The 16,210-nt window shown below is 30.9% G+C and carries 17 protein-coding genes; 14 read left to right on the top strand and 3 right to left on the bottom strand.

The annotated features are described in order from the left end of the window. The first annotated feature begins 431 nt into the window (after positions 1 to 431). From KA856_RS11730 to KA856_RS11665, 14 genes are all read left to right on the top strand, one after another. A complete protein-coding gene (locus KA856_RS11730) occupies positions 432 to 974 on the top strand; it encodes a flavodoxin family protein (protein WP_210138716.1) in 543 nt (180 codons plus the stop codon). A 125-nt stretch (positions 975 to 1,099) separates the two neighbouring features. After that, positions 1,100 to 1,579 (top strand): GNAT family N-acetyltransferase, encoded by a 480-nt coding sequence (locus tag KA856_RS11725; RefSeq protein ID WP_107383651.1) that lies wholly within the window; start codon positions 1,100 to 1,102, stop codon positions 1,577 to 1,579. A 17-nt stretch (positions 1,580 to 1,596) separates the two neighbouring features. Continuing rightward, complete coding sequence (locus KA856_RS11720) at positions 1,597 to 2,913, top strand: HD domain-containing protein (RefSeq protein ID WP_181187665.1); 1,317 nt, start codon at positions 1,597 to 1,599, stop codon at positions 2,911 to 2,913. 125 nt (positions 2,914 to 3,038) lie between these two features. After that, positions 3,039 to 3,551: a YwhD family protein gene (locus KA856_RS11715; protein WP_107383653.1), complete on the top strand. Its 513-nt coding sequence runs from the start codon at positions 3,039 to 3,041 to the stop codon at positions 3,549 to 3,551. Between the two features lie 300 nt (positions 3,552 to 3,851). Continuing rightward, positions 3,852 to 4,265 carry a YwiB family protein gene (locus KA856_RS11710; RefSeq protein WP_019468431.1) on the top strand — a complete coding sequence of 138 codons (414 nt, stop codon included), beginning with the start codon at positions 3,852 to 3,854 and terminating at the stop codon, positions 4,263 to 4,265. After that, positions 4,266 to 5,933, top strand: coding sequence for an arginine--tRNA ligase (argS, locus tag KA856_RS11705; RefSeq protein ID WP_107383654.1), 1,668 nt, complete (start codon positions 4,266 to 4,268; stop codon positions 5,931 to 5,933). Between the two features lie 154 nt (positions 5,934 to 6,087). Continuing rightward, positions 6,088 to 6,723, top strand: coding sequence for an endonuclease III domain-containing protein (locus KA856_RS11700; protein ID WP_183077221.1), 636 nt, complete (start codon positions 6,088 to 6,090; stop codon positions 6,721 to 6,723). Between the two features lie 76 nt (positions 6,724 to 6,799). Continuing rightward, a complete protein-coding gene (locus tag KA856_RS11695) occupies positions 6,800 to 7,681 on the top strand; it encodes an ABC transporter substrate-binding protein (protein ID WP_107383656.1) in 882 nt (293 codons plus the stop codon). A gap of 224 nt (positions 7,682 to 7,905) precedes the next feature. Beyond that, positions 7,906 to 8,856, top strand: coding sequence for a FecCD family ABC transporter permease (locus KA856_RS11690; RefSeq protein ID WP_107383657.1), 951 nt, complete (start codon positions 7,906 to 7,908; stop codon positions 8,854 to 8,856). 102 nt (positions 8,857 to 8,958) lie between these two features. Next, positions 8,959 to 9,657 (top strand): HAD family hydrolase, encoded by a 699-nt coding sequence (locus KA856_RS11685; protein WP_107386216.1) that lies wholly within the window; start codon positions 8,959 to 8,961, stop codon positions 9,655 to 9,657. A 3-nt stretch (positions 9,658 to 9,660) separates the two neighbouring features. Then, the gene (locus KA856_RS11680) at positions 9,661 to 10,458 is read left to right on the top strand and encodes an alpha/beta fold hydrolase (protein WP_210138715.1); all 798 of its coding nucleotides are present in this window, start codon (positions 9,661 to 9,663) and stop codon (positions 10,456 to 10,458) included. Positions 10,459 to 10,606: 148 nt separating this feature from the next. Next, a complete protein-coding gene (locus KA856_RS11675) occupies positions 10,607 to 11,113 on the top strand; it encodes an SA0570 family protein (protein ID WP_107383660.1) in 507 nt (168 codons plus the stop codon). A gap of 140 nt (positions 11,114 to 11,253) precedes the next feature. Beyond that, positions 11,254 to 11,964 carry a hypothetical protein gene (locus KA856_RS11670; RefSeq protein ID WP_210138714.1) on the top strand — a complete coding sequence of 237 codons (711 nt, stop codon included), beginning with the start codon at positions 11,254 to 11,256 and terminating at the stop codon, positions 11,962 to 11,964. A 216-nt stretch (positions 11,965 to 12,180) separates the two neighbouring features. After that, positions 12,181 to 12,984: an alpha/beta fold hydrolase gene (locus tag KA856_RS11665; protein ID WP_210138713.1), complete on the top strand. Its 804-nt coding sequence runs from the start codon at positions 12,181 to 12,183 to the stop codon at positions 12,982 to 12,984. 214 nt (positions 12,985 to 13,198) lie between these two features. Here the strand turns inward: KA856_RS11665 and sarA are convergent, their stop codons facing one another. The 3 genes from sarA to KA856_RS11650 all read right to left on the bottom strand — a co-directional run bounded on the left by sarA (position 13,199) and on the right by KA856_RS11650 (position 15,995). Then, positions 13,199 to 13,573, bottom strand: coding sequence for a global transcriptional regulator SarA (gene sarA / locus KA856_RS11660; RefSeq protein ID WP_019468421.1), 375 nt, complete (start codon positions 13,571 to 13,573; stop codon positions 13,199 to 13,201). Positions 13,574 to 13,935: 362 nt separating this feature from the next. Beyond that, positions 13,936 to 14,859 carry an efflux RND transporter periplasmic adaptor subunit gene (locus KA856_RS11655; RefSeq protein WP_210138712.1) on the bottom strand — a complete coding sequence of 308 codons (924 nt, stop codon included), beginning with the start codon at positions 14,857 to 14,859 and terminating at the stop codon, positions 13,936 to 13,938. 206 nt (positions 14,860 to 15,065) lie between these two features. Beyond that, positions 15,066 to 15,995, bottom strand: coding sequence for a DMT family transporter (locus KA856_RS11650; RefSeq protein ID WP_107384661.1), 930 nt, complete (start codon positions 15,993 to 15,995; stop codon positions 15,066 to 15,068). Between the last annotated feature and the right edge of the window lie 215 nt (positions 15,996 to 16,210).

The following is a 16,210-nucleotide window of genomic DNA, read 5'->3' as shown; positions in this document are numbered from 1 at the left end:
GTTAGTGGGACTTATGCATGAGCTAGCTCAGGTAATCCTTGAATCACTTCACAATTTATTGTGTTAGTGGGACTTATGCATGAGCGATAGCTCAGGTAATCCTTAAATCACTTCACAATTTATTGAGTTAGTGGGACTTGTGCATGAGCTAGTTCAGGTAATGCCTTTATGCGTTTTCAATTCTAGTCATCCTTGTCGGGAGTGGGATGACGAAATCTTTTTAAGAAAATTAGATTGCTATCCTACTCCCATTTTATAAAGTTTTAAAATTTAAATTGAAATATATAAATTTATAAATTTTCCTGCAAATCATTTAATGCTATAATATAATATTGTAAACGCATGTTATATTTATGAACTTTTGTGTAAGATTATTAAGATGTCTCTAATGAAATATTTTAATATATGAAAAGGATTAAAAGGAGATTATTATGATTACAGTTTTGTTCGGGGGCAGTCGTCCGGAAGGGAATACTGCTCGATTGACTAAAATGGCTTTATCAGGACACGACTACAAATGGTTTGACTTAACACAGTATCAATTGAATCCAGTGAGAGATGTAAGGCATGATGGGACAACAATAGATGCTTATGAAGATGATTATAAAAAAATTATAGACCAAGTGTTAGCCAGTGATACAATTATCTTTGCATCACCTGTTTATTGGTATAGTTTGTCTGCTTCTTTGAAAGCTTTCATTGATCATTGGTCTGAAACTTTAATGGATCCTAATTATAAAGATTTCAAAGCGAAAATGGCTGAGAAAGATTTTCGACTCATTATTGTCGGTGGAGATTTTCCAAAAGTAAAAGCCAAACCATGTATCACCCAAATGAAATATAGCTTAGAATTTTTAGGTGCTACGCTATCTGGTTATATAATTGGAACTGCTGAAAAACCAGGAGATATTGATAAAGACTCATACGCATTAAACCGCGCACAAGAATGGCAAGATATATTAAATAATGTTTAGAGATAGTTTGGGCAATTGTTATCTATTGTCCAAGCTATTTTCATTTGAATAGATTAAGTATTTGGAACACTAAAATTATGTTATAATAAGAGTATTATTACCTACTATAAATAGGGGGAACCAACATGCACAAAGTTAGAAAAGCAGCGCCAGAGGATGTTGTAGGCATCAGAGATGTAGCAACAAAAGCTTGGTATAATACTTATTTAAATATCTATGCAGCTAAAACTGTAAATGAATTATTAGCTGCTTCATATAATGAACAACATTTACTTAAAAGATTAGAAGAACAATTATTCTTAGTCATTGAAGAAGATGATCAGATTATTGGTTTCGCTAATTTTATATATGGCACTGAATTATTCTTATCAGCCCATTATGTAAGACCCTCATGGCAACATCATGGGTATGGTTCTGATTTACTGAAAGAAGGCTTGGCGTATTTCCAAGATGAATATAATGAAGTATTTTTAGAAGTTGATAATAAGAATGATGAAGCTGTATCTTTTTATGAACAAAAAGGGTTTGAACGTGTGCGTTCATATATGCATGTGATGTATGGGGAAGAAATGGATTTGGCATTGATGCGAAAAACTTTAAAATAATTGCACATTAACAAGGTATGAATAGGAGGACGACATTGACTTTTACAACTTATGCTACACAAAAGTTACCTGAAGAAAAAGTATTTAAAGACCCCATTCATAGGTATATTCATGTAAGAGACCAAGTGATTTGGGACTTGATTAAAACGAAGGAATTTCAGCGTTTACGACGTATAAAGCAATTGGGTACATTATACTTATCATTTCATACCGCTGAACACAGTAGATTCGGACATTCTTTAGGTGTATATGAGATTGTTCGAAGATTAATTGATGATTCGTTTGACGGTCGTGAAGCATGGAATAATGATGATCGTCCACTTGCATTATGTGCTGCATTATTACACGATTTAGGTCATGGACCATTTTCACATAGCTTTGAGAAGATTTTTAATACAGATCATGAGCAATTTACGCAAAAAATCATTACTGGTCCGACAGAAGTAAACAGTGTATTACGACGTGTTTCTGAAGATTTCCCGCAACAAGTAGCTGATGTTATTAATAAAACACATGAAAATAAATTGGTCATATCTATGATTTCTTCACAAATAGATGCTGATAGAATGGATTATTTGCAACGTGATGCTTATTTTACAGGTGTTAGTTATGGACAATTTGACATGGAACGTATTTTGAGATTAATGAGACCTTCAAAAGATGAAGTGCTTATTAAAGAAAGTGGTATGCATGCAGTAGAAAACTTCATTATGAGCCGTTATCAAATGTATTGGCAAGTATACTTCCATCCAGTTAGTCGGGGTGGAGAAGTGTTGCTTAACAATTGTTTGAAACGGGCAAAGCAACTTTATAATGAAGGCTACACATTTAAAAAATATCCTGCTGATTTTATTCCTTTCTTTGAAGAGTCTATGACGATTGAACAATATGTAGATTTAGATGAAGCGGTTGTAGTTTATTACTTAAAAGCATGGATTAATGAAGATGATGCTATATTGAGTGATTTGTCACGCAGATTTATTAATCGTGATTTGTTTAAATATATGCCATTTGATGGTTCTATCATTACAATTACAGAATTAACCGATTTGTTTATACAAGCAGGTATAGATCCGAATTATTACTTTGTAAGCGAATCATTTTCAGACTTGCCTTATGATTATGATCGTCCAGGATCAGACAGACAGCCGATTCATTTGTTGAGACGTAATGGTAAAATAAGAGAAATCAGTAGTCAATCCTTAGTTATTCATAGTATTACAGGCATTAATAGACAAGATTATAAATTATATTATCCAAAAGAATTTATTTCTGATATAGAAGATGACCAAGTTAGAAATGCTATTAATAGTATATTAGATGAATTGAATTAAACAATTAAAAATTGATTACTTTTATCGTATTGTTAAATATGGCAAAATTTTAATATAGACAACTTATGTATGATGAGAAAATAACGATTACATAACTACTTGTTTTAATATGGAGGTGGACACTGATGGCTGAAAATAATGGATTTAAATTTAATATTATTAAAAATGATCCACTGGATGGGCACAAAGGTACCAATATTGGCTCTATAAGTTTAGATAACGTAGCTCCTGTGTTTATCGATGTTGCAAATGAAGAGGCATTTATTGATATTGCAGGTATGCATGCACGTTCCAGTGTTGAAAAAGGTGTCAAATGGATTAAAGATAAAGCGACCGTTGAAGGTGAAGAAGCAAAAGAATATTGGTTGTGTTGGGTTACGACAGAACGTGGCGAAAATGGACCGTTTTATGCTGGATTGACAGCTTGCTATTTATTAGTAAATAGAAGTATTCGCAGAGGTTACAAAAGCATGCCAGAACATGTGAATATGATGGATAAATCAATGAAACATTATATTGAAATTGACCAAATTGGCGACCACAATAAAAAAATATTAGCAGCGTTTCTTAAATCACATGATATAGATATGTGGAATAACTCTGACGCTTCATTACGCGAATCTTTGGAGACGGAGTAACAACATTTAGTTTTTAATGATTATACGATATGAAGTGGATTTAAGGTGTTTTAATGGTCTTATAATACACAGTTTGATATTTGTGTGAATTGAAAAGAGTAGAAATACGAAATCAAATTGAAATTTTGATTTTGTTTTCTACTCTTTTATTATGTGTGATTTTAGAATAAAGTGAATGTGTTGTAATATTAACTATAAAAATATAGATAATGTATTTAAATTAATTTTAGCAACTGTTTTGCATATTTCAAGTATGCTATAATGGTTTGTATTATTTTAAAGATTAGGGTGAAACTTACATTGGAAAACAATGTTGAAATCCAAACGAAACAAGTTGTTAAGCAATTCGATAACAAAGAAAAATTCTCATTGTCTACTACAGGATCTTGGCAAAAGCGTAAAGCTGATTTTATTCGTTATCAAGAAGAGATAGACGGAGCAACAGTTAACGTGACGGTAAAAATTGAAACTTCAGGAGTAAAGATTATCCGCAATGGTGACATTAAGTTAAACCTTCATTTTGTAGAGGGCGAGGATACGATTACTTTGTATGAAATTAGTGGCGGGCGCATACCGCTTACCGTTTATACACATTCTATTTTACATTTTGTAAATGATAACGGTGGAAAATTGAAAGTGCATTATGATTTAATTCAAGATGAAGAGAAGATGGGGTCTTATCAATATGAAATTACTTACAAGGAGATGCCGTAAATGAACATAATCGAACAAGTCAAGCAAACGTTAGTTGAAGAAATTAAGAAAAGTATTCAACAAGCACAACTTGCTGATATGAACGAAATGCCTGAAATTAAAATTGAAATACCAAAAGATAATAAAAATGGTGATTATTCAACAAATATAGCAATGGTTTTAACAAAAATAGCGAAACGTAATCCACGCGAAATCGCAACAGCAATTGTTGATAATTTGGATACAACGGCTGCACAAGTTGAAAAAGTTGATATTGCAGGGCCTGGTTTTATCAATTTTTATTTAGATAGTGCTTATTTGACTGCGATTATTACTGAAGCAATAAATAAAGGCAATCAATTTGGCCATAAAGCAGAAAAAAATGGTGAAAACATTTTATTAGAATATGTATCTGCTAATCCTACGGGGGATTTACATATAGGCCATGCGCGTAATGCGGCAGTTGGCGACACGTTGGCTAATATATTAGAAGCAGCTGGTTATAATGTAACAAGAGAATATTATATTAATGATGCGGGTAATCAAATTACTAATTTAGCACGTTCAATAGAGGCGCGTTATTTTGAAGCGCTTGGTGATAATTCTTTTGAAATGCCAGAGGGTGGTTATCATGGAAAAGACATCATTAATATTGGTAAAGATTTGGCAGAGAAACAACCTGAGATAAAAGATTTAGACGAAGAAGAACGTATTAAAACATTTAGACAACTTGGTGTTGATTACGAAATGCAAAAACTAAGAAAAGACTTAGATGATTTTAATACACACTATGATAGTTGGTTTAGCGAAACAACACTTTATGAATCAGGTGAAATCAAACAAGTACTTAATAAAATGACTGAACTTGGTTATACTTATGAAGAAGACGGTGCAACATGGTTACGTACCACTGATTTCTCAGACGATAAAGACCGCGTATTAATTAAAAAAGATGGCAATTATACTTACTTTTTACCAGATATTGCTTACCATTTTGATAAAATTGAACGTGGTAATGATATATTAATAAACTTATTTGGTGCAGATCATCATGGTTATATACAGCGTTTGAAAGCATCGATGGCAACATTTGGTGTTGATAGTGAACGCCTTGAAATTCAAATTATGCAAATGGTCCGTTTAATGCAAGATGGCCAAGAAGTAAAAATGAGTAAACGTACCGGAAATGCAATTACTTTACGTGAAATCATGGATGAAGTAGGCGTGGATGCTGCGCGTTATTTCTTAACGATGCGTAGTCCTGATACCCATTTTGATTTTGACATGGAATTAGCAAAACAAGAATCGCAAGATAATCCGGTATATTATGCGCAATATGCACACGCACGTATTTGTTCAATATTAAAACAAGCTAAAGAAAAAGGTGTTGAACCTTCAACTGATGCAGATTATTCGTTTATCACAAACGGCAAAGCGATTGAACTCATGAAAAAAATTGCAGAATTTGAATCAACGATTGAAAATGCTGCAGCACACAGAGCACCACATAGAATGACAAACTATATTCAAGATTTGGCGGCGCATTTCCATAAATTTTACAACGATGAAAAAGTCTTAACAGATGATTTAGAAAAAACAAAAGCGTTAATTGCATTAATTGATGCAGTGAGAATTACGCTACATAATGCATTGAACCTTGTTGGCGTAACAGCGCCAGAGTCGATGTAATCATTATTTAATTAAAGTAAACGTTTATTTAGGAGCAAGTTTAGGTTTGTTAATCATAGTTTGATGTGATTTCATCAGTACTATCACCAAATCTTACTTGCTCTTTTTTTGATATTTGTTATTTCATTGTGAACAATGGGAGGGTAGTGCTTACATGTTAGATACTCAGTCGTTATATAAAATATTATTTTCACATATGGGTTCGCAACATTGGTGGCCTGCTGAGTCGAAAATCGAAGTGATATTAGGGGCGATTTTAGTACAAAATACCAATTGGAGAAATGCAGCTTATGCGCTCGAACAATTAAAAGTGAAGACTGAATTTGATCCTGAGCAGATTTTAAATTTGAAGTTAGAATCTTTACAAACGATTATAAAATCTAGTGGGTTTTATAAAAATAAAGCTCGAACGATTTTGAATATACTTGCTTGGCTGGAATGTTTTGATTTTGATTATCAAGCTGTAAAATCATATTATCAACATCAGTTGCGAAATGCTTTATTAGAGGTTAAGGGTATTGGTAGTGAAACGGCAGATGTTTTATTAGTATATATTTTTGAAGAAGTCGCTTTTATTCCAGATAGTTATACTAGAAGGATTTATAAAAAATTAGGTTATGCAAATACACAAAGTTATGAAAAATTGAAACAGCATATTCAACTGCCTGAAACTTTTACGAATACAGATGCTAACGAATTTCATGCATTATTAGATAACTTTGGAAAAAATTACTTTAATGGGAAAAATGAAAAGAAATATACATTTTTAGATACTTATTTTGAAAAATAAATTTCATAAAATAGACTTAACGATTGAGATAAGAGTTTGGTAATATAGAATAAAACAACTATTAGGAGATTAAGGTATGAAAAAAAGAACTAAATTGTTATGTCTGTTGCTTGTTTTTATAGTAATCTTAAGTGCTTGTGGCACTAAGTCAGACCAGAAGCATGATAGTCAATCCGAAGGTCACACTTATAAACGTATTATTTCTCTAATGCCAAGTAATACTGAAATATTATATGAACTCGGTTTGGGTGATGATGTGATAGGTGTTTCAACCGTAGATGATTACCCTAAAGAAGTGAAAGATAAAAAACAATTTGATGCGATGAAACTTAATAAGGAATCATTAATGAAAGCCAAACCAGATTTAATCTTGGCACATGAATCTCAAAAAGCGACGAATGATAAAGTACTTAAAGGATTAAAAGATAACGGTGTGAAAGTGGTTTATGTGAAAGATGCACAATCTATTGATGAAATGTATGAATCATTTATGCAAATTGGTAAGGTTACGCATAAAGAAAAAGCATCTAAAAAACTTGTTAAAGAAACAAAACAAAATATCGAACGTGTAAAAAATTCAGTGCCCGATGATGCAAAAGGGCAAAAAGTTTTCATGGAAATTTCATCTGAACCTGAAATATACACTGCAGGAAAACAAACATTTTTTGATGATATGTTGACACAATTAAAAGCAGAAAATAGTTTTTCTAATTTAAACGGTTGGCAAAAAGTCAGTAAAGAAGATATTATTAAGCAAAATCCAGATTTGATGATATCGACAATGGGCATTTCATCGTCTGAATATCAAAAAATGATTCGCAAACGCGGTGGTTTTAGTCAAATTAAAGCTGTACAGCATAATAAAGTTAAAGCTGTTAATGGTGATGAAATATCAAGACCAGGTCCCCGTATCGATGATGGGTTGAAAAAATTGAAAGAAGCTATTTATGAACAATAATACGTTAAAATACAGAGATAGATTAGCCTAAGTTCTAAATATTTTTGGCTAACAATTCAACGTCAATTACTATAGAAATTATATAGAATTGACGTTTTTTTATGAATAATTTGTAATGCAATATTTACTTTTATCTTAAAAATATATACCATTTTAGTAATGAACGATAATTATTTTTATAATTCATAATTTCTGAACGATTTTATTGAAAGCGTGGCAAAGACATGAAATATAATAAAGCACTCATTATTTGTATTGTCATACTCACTATCAGTATGTTGCTAAGCATGCTTTGGAATATCGGAAATATTAACGAAACATTGTCACAATCCATTTTATTTCAAGTTAGAGTGCCTAGAACACTACAAGCATTATTAGCTGGGATAGGTTTAACATTAGCAGGTCATATGTTTCAAACATTATTAAATAATCCTTTAGCCGATAGTTTTACATTGGGCTTAGCAAGTGGGGCAACTTTTGGGTCTGGTATAGCGGTCGTATTAGGGTTATCATTTTTATGGTTACCGGTCTTTTCTGTCATTTTTAGTGTTATAACATTAATCACAGTGATTTCACTCACTACTGCTATGTCTAAAGGTTATCCGATAAGAACGCTCATCTTATCTGGAATTATGATAGGTGCGCTGTTTAACGCATTTCTTTATGTATTGATTATTTTTAATCAACAGAAGATGAATAATATTGTGAATTATATGTTTGGCGGTTTTTCATCTGCAGAGTATAACGAGGTAATCTATATAGGCATTACGTTATTAATTGGTATCATTATTTTATGTAGTGTAATATCAAAAATTAAGATATTACAGCTAGGCTATTTGAAAGGCACATCTCTAGGTTTAAATGTACAACTTTTAACATATGGCGTGTTATTGATTGCATCATTGATTACCGCAGTTATTGTTGCATATGTGGGAATAATTGGCTTTATAGGCATGATCATTCCTCAACTTGTACGTCGTCAGGGTCAACATTTCGATCTTGGACAACAAATGGTACTAAATATGTTGATTGGTGGTATAGTAATGGTAATGTCAGATTGGTTAGGGAGTACATTATTAAGCCCCTTTGAAATTCCAGCTAGTATTATCTTAGCATTATTAGGCATACCGGTATTATTTTACCTCATGATTACTCAGCCACGGAGCATAGAATAAACTTAAAAATCCCTATCGTCTTGAAACAGTTTATACTATATAATGATATTTATTAATTAAGGTTAAGTAAAAGGTAAACCTAAGATTGAAGAGGTTATGATTATGGATTTAACTCAAGTAAAAGCAATTGTGTTTGATTTAGAAGGAACATTATTAGATAGAAAAAAATCTAGAGAAAAATTTATAGAAGAACAGTTTGAAAGATTTCATGACTATTTTGTACGCATACAATTGGAAGACTTCAAACGTAAGTTTATAGCATTAGATGATGATGAAGATCATGACAAACCTGAATTATATAAGGCGCTCATTAAAGATTTTCACGTAGACCGCCTAACTTGGAAAGATTTGTTTAGTGATTTTGAAATGCATTTTTACAGATATGTATTCCCATATTATGATACACAGTATACTTTAGAAAAATTAACCGAAAATGGTTACTTGACTGGTGTTATTGCAAATGGTAAGTCGAAAATCAAGCAATTCCGACTGCACGCACTAGGCATTGAAGATAGTATCAATTACTTATCTACATCTGAAACTGTAGGCTACCGCAAACCACACCCTAAAATTTTTGAAGATATGCTGTCACAATTAGGAACTAAACCTGAAGAAACAATTTATGTTGGTGATGATCCACTCAATGATGTAGCACCTGCAAGAGCAATGGGTATGATTAGCATTTGGTTTAACGAAGATAATGAAAATGATTTAACACCTTTACCAGAAGAAGTAGATTTTACGATTAAAACTACGGAAGAACTACTTTCCATTTTATCAATTAATAAGAAAGGGAGATAAAGGATGAACCTATTTACAACAAGTGATGGTATCGCATTAAATTACAAGACGAGTGGCGAAGGTAAAGCAATTGTCATGATTCATACTGCTTTTGATAACTTTACAGTGTTTAATGATTTAGAAACTAAATTTAATAAAGATTATCAGGTAGTACTTATCGATTTAAGAGGTCATGGCTATTCCGATAAACCGAATGAAATCAATTTCAGAACATATGCAAAAGACATTAAGGAATTATTAGATTATCTATACATTCATGAATGTTCTATCATAGCTCACGAATTAGGTGGTTCAATTGCTGCATTATTTGCAACACAATATGCAGAAACAGTGTCATCATTAACGATGGTGAATCCTACACTATTGAATGACATCACGCCTGAAGAGCGTTTATATAGAAAATATTCGGATAAAATTAGAAATTGGGATGATGAAACACAACAAAAATTCCTTGATAAACAATTATATTATTCTAAAAGAAAAGCAAAAAAATTCTTAAAACAAGTTGAAAATACGAACAGCTTGTCTACGAAATCAGAAATTGAAGCGGTAAAACAATCATTTATTGATAATAATGTTATGCATTATTTAAAATCATTAGATTTACCCACATTAATTATTGTTGGACAACATGGCGAAAGAACAACAATATTTGAAGCAAAAGAAGTTGCGGATTATATCGGAAATACCCAATTTGGAGTTTTCGAAGAATCTGGATTATATCCGTTTGTAGAAGAAAGAGATAAATTTATCAACGATGTGAGCAGATTTATAGAACAACATCTTCAAGTAGCATCTTAATTTTAACGGATTGATAGATTTCTTGATATATTACAACACCACACTACTTTGTAATCATTTTGTAACATCACTGTTATTTTAGTAATATTTATAGTACAATGTGAATAAGCACAATGGAGTTAAGTTAAATATAAAGGAGAGAGTGCTTATGAAAAAAATATGTGCAGCAGTTTTAGTTACAGGTTTGGCATTTTCTGGTATTTCTGCAGGAAGTGTTGAAGCAGCATCAGGGAACTCTATCCAAAGTGTTAATGAATTACAACATGGTGATCAATCATTAGAAGGTGCGAAATTAGGAAGTTCTATTCAATCAGTATTAAAAAATAATAAAAAACCAGTTTATTCATATAAACCTGATGGCTCAGAACATTATTATGAATTTAAAAAAGATAATGGTGTCCTTGTGGTAACTGCAGATGGCAAGAAAAATAATGGTAAAATCATACGTGTATCAATGAGTTACAACGACACAAATGGACCATCATATAAAGAAGTGAAAAATGCTGTAAGCAGCGATGCAGTTGCTCGGGAACATTATAATAAAGTAACAGGCAACTTTGGATATGTTCAAGACAATCAAGTATCTTATCAATTTAGTTCTCCATCACCTAGTGATAAAAATATTAAACTTTATCGCATTGATATTGGTAAATAATCTTCACTTGTAATTATTAAAATGAATAATAACCGACAAGTTTAAAGCTATATACTTGTCGGTTATTTTATTGTTACAATAAGTGAAAGTCTAATTTTATTAATAAATAAAATACTTATTTAACAAAAAAGGAGCCTATCATGAGAGTCAATGACAAAGTATTAATAGAAAATATCAATGATTATTTCACTCATAAAGGTCTTTCTCCCAATCTTATAGATGATATTAAAGGAAAATTGAAAAAAGAGTTAAAGAAATCAGAAGCACAAGATTTGGATTATATAGAATACAGAAAGAAATCACCAGCTGAAATAATTTTAACGATTCAACGCAATTTATTTACATTACAATTAAATCCAATTGTATTTTTTATTATCAATTTTATTTTATTATCTTACTTGTATGATAAACAGTATGCGCCGTTCCAAGCAGCGACGGGCTTATCCATTTTTTATTGTTTAATTATTTTACCTATTTCAATCTTCATTTATTTGAGGATTGATTGGAAAAATTATCTCTATAGTAATAAATTTGAAAGAGTGATAGGGCTCAGTGTTGCAGCAGCAGCGCTTATCTTGGTATTTGCGCACGCTTTTGGGTTTAATTTAGGTATCGTTGCTGTATCATTATATGCGCATCAATTTATCTTTTTTGTAGGTATTATATTTAGTATTTCAGGTGTCTACTTTAAAAGATTAGAATTTACTGGAATTGGCTTATTATTTTGCCAAAAAACAATCGATGCGATGGTTAGCAATCCAGTGATTACACAAATTGCATCTATTGTTATTTGGGTATTATTATTAATTGTCATAATTTATTACACAATTAGAATATCTTCAAGAAATTAAAGTTTCTTAATTACTTGGTGGTGTTGTAACACAATAAGTTGCATATACTCAACTTACATTTAATGTGCAAAAACATTAAGTGTAGGTTGGGTGTTTTTATCTTTAAAGCCCAATACTATAAGGTCATAGTAAAAAAATGTTGCAGTTAAATATTTAAAATTGAGCATATGCATCATAAATCGAGGGTATATAAACCATATAAGGAGGTGGCCCACAATGGAAAAAGTAGAAATTAGTTGTAACACTAAATTGGCATACATCCGTGAGGGTCTAGGCTTTCCTATAATTTTAATTCATGGTTTAGATGGCAATCTAGCTTCCCTATGTAGATTAAAAGATGAATTAAAACATAATTATGATGTCATTACTTATGACGTTAGAGGACATGGTAAGTCCTCAAAACCTAATGCGTATCATTTAAAAGACCACGTAGAAGATTTGAAATTATTAATGAAAAAGTTAAATATTGAAAAAGCGCATTTAATTGGTCATGATATGGGCGGAATTATTGCTAAACATTTTGTTGATAAATATGAATATATGGTTGAGTCATTAACTTTAATCGCATGTAATCTTATTGATAGTGTATTGGAGTTAAACAAATTAATGATTGAACATGACGACGAAATAGAAGGATTTGATAAATCTGAATCTCTGATTTTATTATTACCTTATATGTATAAAGACCAAGAAAAAGCTAAAAAATGGTTTCAATCACAGTTGATTTATAATAGACAATCAGCTGAAGAAAGTGCGATAGCTACAAGAGCATTAATGGAATTTCCTGTATATAATCAAAACATTGTACTTGAACAAACTAGCATTCCTACACTAATTGTAAATGGTAATTATGATCCATTAATTACTAAAGAAATGAAGCGCGAATACAATCAGGTATTTCATAATTTAGAAATAGTTGATTTTAACCAATCAGGACACGCACCTCATATTGAAGAGCCAAACCACTTTTTAGACGTTTTTTTAGCGTTTATAAAAACAAATGAATACTCAGAAGGATAAAATTGTTAAAATATGTGATGTTTATTTTTGATTTCAAATGCTAAATGTTAAGTATGAAAAGAACGAATACATTCAAAAACATAAAAGATGCAAAAGGGAGGTAAGATAAAACATTAAAGTTTTTTCGGTATATATAAAAAACCACTTCACCAAATTAATTCGGCGAAGTGGTTTTTTATGTTGATAGATATTTTATGTGGGAAGCTAAAGTTAGTTATACTTCTTTTTCATCATTTGCTTCTTGAATACGCTTGTTAACACGTGATAATAATTCATTGATTTTTTTACGTTGTTTAGAATCAACTAATATTAAAACTGTTCTTTCATCATGTTCATTACGCTTTTTATCAAAATAATCTTCTTGAGATAAGTTTTTAACCGCTTTAACAACTTGAGGTTGTTTATAATTTAAATGATTGATAATATCTTTTAGATAATATTCTTCGCTTTCATGTTCACTAATATATGTTAATACAGCGAATTCTTCGAAACTTACTGAAAACTCTTTTTTGATAATACTTTTTAATTTATCAGCGTACGTTACCATTGCTAATAGTTCAAAACAGTCATTTATTTTGGTGATAGCCATTTTTAATTCCTCCCTAATTTATATGCCCAATCTAATATACATATTAAAAATGTTTTTGTATAATAATTTGTCTTAATTCAAAGTTGAATACAAAGTTTTTATCATAATTTACAGCTCTGATATATTTGGGTAAAATATATTAAAACTAGCATTATTTAGTTTATTATAACTAAATTAAAATAGCAAGTAAACATAAAACTGATTAAACGGTATGGTAATGTTTAAATTTATTAATTCAATTATTTAAACACCAATCATTTAATTATAATAATTGCTCTAAATTTACAATTTACCACTATTTGATAAAAACCGTAAAAAACAAATTATATTTTAAAGATTTATTGTATTTATACTGTGCACATCTAATTTTTGGACCGCACAGTGTCAACATTTCTAGCTATGATATCTCCAGGTTTTAAACCTTCAATGATAAGCATAGTTTTTTTATTACCCGATTTTTCTGATTTAATAACCTTTTTAATAAATTTTTTATTTCTTAGTAAATAAACAAATTGTCCATTATCTATTGCAGTACGTGGTATTTCTATCAGAGTAGTTGGTTTTTCGGTTTTCACATGTTCACCAAAAATGTGATTAGAGTTTGGTGAAATTTCAAGCAAATATTTAGATGGTTTAGATAAATTTTTTTGATTGATTGGAAGTTTAGATATATGCGTAATCTTACCAAAACTATTATTTGTAATATCACTACTTATCTTTACTTTGTCCTTGATATGTAAGTCGTTTTTTTCTTTCTCAGATATCTCTGCTCTTATGACAGGCTTAGGATCATAGATTTGGATTAAGGGTAGGTTTTGTGAAAGCATATGCGAGGGGTTTATGATGACGGTACCGGAAATGGGTGAGAAAATTGTAGTACGTAGTTTAGATTGTAAGTGGGAAATTTCAGTTTTTAAGTTAATAAGTTCAGCTGAAGTAGATTTATTAGTTTTAATAAGTTGAGCTAATAACTTTTGTTTTTGAGCGATGCGTTGTTCAATGTGAGGATTATAATACTCAAAAAGTGGTTGGTTTTGTGTTACTTTTGTTTCGGTTTGTACGAACCAGTCGTGGATGGCACCCTGAGAAGTATCATAATTGATCGATACTAACTGAGAAGGCTCTTGTCTTCCTATAAAGAATGGTGATTTTTTATAAGAAATTTTAACTGTTTCGATGTGCTCTTCAAAGTTATTACTATGTGTTTTTAAATAAAACCATAAGGATAGGGCTATTGTACTAAAAAGGGTTAGTAACGTGGTTAATATGATAAAGATACGTTTCAAAATTTGTCACCTCTAGATGTATTATTGTACTGATTATACTTCTTTTATAACTACTGCGCCACAGAAAAAAAGAAGCTAAGACATATTAATTGTCTTAGCTTCTTATCATTAAAACAAACCCCAGGACTGTTATTATTAGTGAGGTAGGAGGACATAATTTTTTTGAATAAATTAAAATTGTATTTTACATTCTAGTCTATCATTACTTAAAACAATCTTAAAAGTACGATGCCAATCATCATAGCGACGATACCAACGATTTTTCGCTTCGTAATTTTATTAACATAAGTACCTAATAATCCAAAGTGATCAATAATTATGCCCATTAACATTTGACCTAACATCACAATAATTGTAGTTAAAGCAGCACCTAGGTGTGGCATCAATATAATATTTGTAGTGACAAAAATCACTCCAAGTATGCCACCAATGAAATAAATTGGTTTTAATTTGCCTTTTTGCTGGTCATAAGCCTTCATCTTAAGTGTTCTATTGAAGATTAAAGTTAGAATGAATAATGCTATGGTACCAATCGTAAATGAAATTAAAGACGCTAAAATTGATGAATGTAACTGTTGTCCTAATGCGCTATTAATCGCAGTTTGTATTGGTGGACAAAAGCCGAATACAAAACCGATGATCAACCAAATATATACCTGAGCATTCATGTTTTTATCTTTGGGGTTGCTACGTACATAATTCATAAGTATAATGCCAAGCATTAAAAAGAGAATACCCAATACTTTAAACATAGTAAAAGGCTCTACATCCGCGCCAAACCAACCAAAAGTATCAATTGTAACGCCCATAATAATTTGGCCAGCAACTGTCATTACGACGGTTAAAGATGCACCTAATCTCGGCAGTAATAATAAATTCCCCGTAAGAAAAATAACACCTAATATACCGCCGACAAACCATAGGTAACTCAATGATTGATTACTATAGAAATCAGTAGTAAAAACATGTGGATTGGTAATTAAATTGATTAAGATTAAAAAGGTAGTTCCAGTAGCAAAAGAAATTGTAGATGCATAGAATGAAGACTTCGTATAAAGACTTAATCTTGAATTTATCGAAGTTTGAAAAGGAACAACCATCCCAGCAACAATTCCTACTAAATATAAAAAAATCATTAAATCACGCTTTCTTCTGAGATAATTATATTATATAGGAAAGGAGTGGATTTTCCTATGCTCGTTTCTATCTTATAAAAGAGGAAAGTATAAAATAATGTACACAACTAATGAAATATAATAAAATACTTATGTTGATGTTATAATTAAAGGAAAATTATTAGATTTAAATTGAAAATCAAGACCTATAAAAATTAGTAAGATGAATTTTTGGT

The sequence above is a fragment of the Staphylococcus sp. GDB9P120P genome, assembly GCF_017893435.1.
Taxonomy (GTDB): domain Bacteria; phylum Bacillota; class Bacilli; order Staphylococcales; family Staphylococcaceae; genus Staphylococcus; species Staphylococcus cohnii.
Note: the sequence above shows the minus strand (reverse complement) of the source record. Positions and strands in the feature narration are given on the sequence as shown.

What these genes read in the sequence shown, in the direction of transcription:
- KA856_RS11730 (WP_210138716.1), top strand. Translation starts at nt 432, where the DNA reads ATGATTACAGTTTTGTTCGGGGGCAGTCGTCCGGAAGGGAATACTGCT.
- KA856_RS11725 (WP_107383651.1), top strand. Translation starts at nt 1,100, where the DNA reads ATGCACAAAGTTAGAAAAGCAGCGCCAGAGGATGTTGTAGGCATCAGA.
- KA856_RS11720 (WP_181187665.1), top strand. Translation starts at nt 1,597, where the DNA reads ATGAATAGGAGGACGACATTGACTTTTACAACTTATGCTACACAAAAG.
- KA856_RS11715 (WP_107383653.1), top strand. Translation starts at nt 3,039, where the DNA reads ATGGCTGAAAATAATGGATTTAAATTTAATATTATTAAAAATGATCCA.
- argS (WP_107383654.1), top strand. Translation starts at nt 4,266, where the DNA reads ATGAACATAATCGAACAAGTCAAGCAAACGTTAGTTGAAGAAATTAAG.
- KA856_RS11700 (WP_183077221.1), top strand. Translation starts at nt 6,088, where the DNA reads ATGTTAGATACTCAGTCGTTATATAAAATATTATTTTCACATATGGGT.
- KA856_RS11695 (WP_107383656.1), top strand. Translation starts at nt 6,800, where the DNA reads ATGAAAAAAAGAACTAAATTGTTATGTCTGTTGCTTGTTTTTATAGTA.
- KA856_RS11690 (WP_107383657.1), top strand. Translation starts at nt 7,906, where the DNA reads ATGAAATATAATAAAGCACTCATTATTTGTATTGTCATACTCACTATC.
- KA856_RS11685 (WP_107386216.1), top strand. Translation starts at nt 8,959, where the DNA reads ATGGATTTAACTCAAGTAAAAGCAATTGTGTTTGATTTAGAAGGAACA.
- KA856_RS11680 (WP_210138715.1), top strand. Translation starts at nt 9,661, where the DNA reads ATGAACCTATTTACAACAAGTGATGGTATCGCATTAAATTACAAGACG.
- KA856_RS11675 (WP_107383660.1), top strand. Translation starts at nt 10,607, where the DNA reads ATGAAAAAAATATGTGCAGCAGTTTTAGTTACAGGTTTGGCATTTTCT.
- KA856_RS11670 (WP_210138714.1), top strand. Translation starts at nt 11,254, where the DNA reads ATGAGAGTCAATGACAAAGTATTAATAGAAAATATCAATGATTATTTC.
- KA856_RS11665 (WP_210138713.1), top strand. Translation starts at nt 12,181, where the DNA reads ATGGAAAAAGTAGAAATTAGTTGTAACACTAAATTGGCATACATCCGT.
- sarA (WP_019468421.1), bottom strand. Translation starts at nt 13,573, where the DNA reads ATGGCTATCACCAAAATAAATGACTGTTTTGAACTATTAGCAATGGTA.
- KA856_RS11650 (WP_107384661.1), bottom strand. Translation starts at nt 15,995, where the DNA reads ATGATTTTTTTATATTTAGTAGGAATTGTTGCTGGGATGGTTGTTCCT.